A 2,689-nucleotide genomic window follows, 5' to 3' on the forward strand; every position below is an offset into this window, starting at 1 on the left:
GACAAGAGCCGGTAAGGCGGCCACTTGCCCGACATGGATTGCGAAATGACAAAAACAGCGCATTGCTCCGCCGGCGCGCGAAACGATATCTCATCCCAAATCAGACCGAAGCCGTTCAGAACGAACATTTCGCCACCCGCCCTTATGGAACTTTGGGGCTGGCGTTTCATTTCATCGGCATGGAGGCCACTGTAATCCAAGGTACCGGGACGGAGCGAACGTGTCGCTACGCTACTCGCTGGTTCTGCCGATGGCAGCGTCAGAGGCCTTCGGTGCGTGGTTCCGCCGAGCCTCGTTTTCGGCTGATCGAGCTTTCCCGCAATTTTTGGGCACCAGATAGCAATGACGGCCGGTATGGACGCCGCCCAGAGGATGCTGTCATCGTCATGGATGCCGAGCTCCTGGTGGCGAAGTGGAAGGAAGTTTCGAAATCGTTGAAGCGCGCAAGCAAGAAACGGACAGGGAAAATGGCATCGCGGAAAATATCGCCCTGTGCTGCAGGATCCGGGCAGATCAACTCCCGTGATGGAGGCCCGGGAGCGCCAGACCAATATCTATCGGCGGGCGGCCTCCGAATTCCCCCGCATGGACATGAAATGGCGAGGAGTTGCCGTCATGACAATACTGTTTGAGCCGCTGGACTCGGACTATCACAAGCGCAGCGTGCTTTACCACGCCACGCGGTTGTCAATGCTCCACGATCGAATGCTGATGCGTTTCGACAAGGTTGACGAAGCGGCCGACAAGGTTGAAGCCGCAGCGGCCGTGCTGGTCGGCGTCACCCACGGCTCTGCCATCGACGCGTTCCAAGACGCGGTGTTCCAGAATTCGTCGGCAGATTTCCTTCAGATGGAAACGGGCCAGACCCTCGGGCTCTGAACTGCGAGGAACGGCGCCAGTGTTTCGGCAGCTAGGGCCGCCTGCGCGCGATTGGGCATCTCGGAGCATCAATGTGGCTTTCTGCACTATTTGGATCGGCGAGCGGTCCAGACGGTCTTTTGCGCATTCGAGGCAGCGGCCGCGAATGCGGCATCATAGCAAATACGGATTTCGATTCTCGTCGGCCTTTGGTGGCCCGAGAGGAAACCGAAAGGGAACTGACCGCGGCGCGACCGCCTGCGTCATCGAGACGCTCGACTGGGGTCCGGCGCAGCTTCGCGGGTCCGCGTCACCCGCCCCAAATACACTTCTGCGAGACGGTGGTGCAACCGCAACGCGGAGCGGCCGGCCTGGACCTCGGAGGTCGGAGTGACGACAAAGAATTCGCCTCCACTGCGTTTCCAACGGGCCCCGCAAGCGGCGAGTTCGCGCCGCCTTCAGACGCCGCGCAAGGCCCGGGGTGGAGAAGTGCCCTCGAACGTCGCGAATGGCGCACGCGAATCCTTTTCGAAACCGCAGCGAACCTTTGCCGAGACGAAGGATGCGGCTTCCAATTTTCCACATAAGCTCAATCCGACCTTGATCCCCGGATCAGCAGAAGCGTGCTTTTTCATTTAGCGCTCCTATCCAGCAGACGTTGCTTCGGTCGCTACGCGCCCTTGGCAGTTGAAAGACACGCAGAACCTGGGCCGACAATGGGGCTATTAAGAGGATCGGTCGGCCAACAACGCCAGCCGGACGATCTCGGACAGGCTCTTGGCCTGCATCCTCGACATGATGTTGGCGCGGTAGATTTCGACCGTTCGCGGGCCTTGAGCCGCCGGCTAGAATGCCGAGGCTCGTTCCAGGATCACCAGCCGACGCACGCGCGACCTCCAATCTGGACGAAGAATAGGCGCGCTTCCTATTTCACGACGCGGGGTGTCTCGGCAGCGCGCGCATCCCCCTGGATTCGATTCGGCGATCGTGGATGCCTTCGCCCACAGCGGCCGCAGCGCGTTTGATTATAGCCACGCGCAGATCGGGTGTCGTGGCAGGTAAAAGAATATCGTCATTCTTCTAACCGATTGCGTCATACGAATTCACCGCCACCGGCCGCTCCCAAGCTAGTCGGCTCAGCTTGCCTACGCACGAAGAAGCCGAAGCAAATCGTCATCAACATTTCCTACTCGAAGGAATAGGTGAAGCCCTCCTTGGAGGCGCCGACGGTGACCCTTGTAATCTTTTCGCCCTCGAGCGAGCGGTTCAACACGCCGCGGCTCAGTTCCGGCAGCAGCGTGTTGCTCAGGATGGCATCGATCATCCGCCCGCCGGATTCGATCTCGGTGCAGCGGGCTTTGACCAGATCCATGACACCGTCGCCGATCACCAATTCCGCATCGTTGGTTGCACGCAGCCGGCGAGCGATCTTGGCGAACTGATGACGGGTAATCGCTTCGATCATCGAATCCGAGAGCGGATAGTAAGGAATGGTCACCACCCGGCCGAGAAAGGCCGCCGGGAAGACCTTCAGCAACGGGCCGCGCAAGGCGGTGTCCAGATCATCGAGCCCGGCCCGCAGCGTGCCGTTCCTGGTGCGGTCCATGATGACTTCCGAGCCGACATTCGAGGTGAGCAGGATCAGCGTGTTCTTGAAGTCGATCCGCCGGCCCTCGCTGTCGTCCATCATCCCCTTGTCGAAAACCTGGAAGAAGATTTCGTGCACATCCGGATGCGCCTTCTCGACCTCGTCGAGCAGAATCACCGAATAGGGTTTTCTGCGCACCGCTTCGGTTAGGATGCCGCCCTTTCCGTAGCCAACATAACCGGG

General features: G+C 59.9%; 3 protein-coding genes and 1 pseudogene. 1 reads left to right on the top strand and 3 read right to left on the bottom strand.

The genetic code is table 11. The features are described 5' to 3' along the window. Positions 1 to 615 precede the first annotated feature (615 nt). A complete protein-coding gene (locus tag EOA19_RS34760) occupies positions 616 to 879 on the top strand; it encodes a hypothetical protein (RefSeq protein WP_128306103.1) in 264 nt (87 codons plus the stop codon). A 437-nt stretch (positions 880 to 1,316) separates the two neighbouring features. On the opposite strand, the gene EOA19_RS35560 is transcribed toward EOA19_RS34760, so the two are convergent. From EOA19_RS35560 to EOA19_RS34770, 3 genes and pseudogenes are all read right to left on the bottom strand, one after another. Next, complete coding sequence (locus EOA19_RS35560) at positions 1,317 to 1,493, bottom strand: hypothetical protein (RefSeq protein ID WP_164893126.1); 177 nt, start codon at positions 1,491 to 1,493, stop codon at positions 1,317 to 1,319. A 90-nt stretch (positions 1,494 to 1,583) separates the two neighbouring features. Further along, positions 1,584 to 1,688, bottom strand: a pseudogene (locus EOA19_RS34765) (LuxR C-terminal-related transcriptional regulator); the annotation flags it as partial. A 356-nt stretch (positions 1,689 to 2,044) separates the two neighbouring features. Then, on the bottom strand, positions 2,045 to 2,689 hold a 645-nt coding region (locus EOA19_RS34770), incomplete at its 5' end, for an AAA family ATPase (RefSeq protein WP_164893127.1).

The sequence above is a fragment of the Mesorhizobium sp. M7A.F.Ca.US.010.02.1.1 genome, from assembly GCF_004023085.1.
Taxonomy (GTDB): Bacteria; Pseudomonadota; Alphaproteobacteria; order Rhizobiales; family Rhizobiaceae; genus Mesorhizobium.

Bases quoted from the DNA above. Each gene is read 5' to 3' on its own strand.
- EOA19_RS34760 (WP_128306103.1), top strand. From the start codon at position 616: ATGACAATACTGTTTGAGCCGCTGGACTCGGACTATCACAAGCGCAGC.
- EOA19_RS35560 (WP_164893126.1), bottom strand. From the start codon at position 1,493: ATGAAAAAGCACGCTTCTGCTGATCCGGGGATCAAGGTCGGATTGAGC.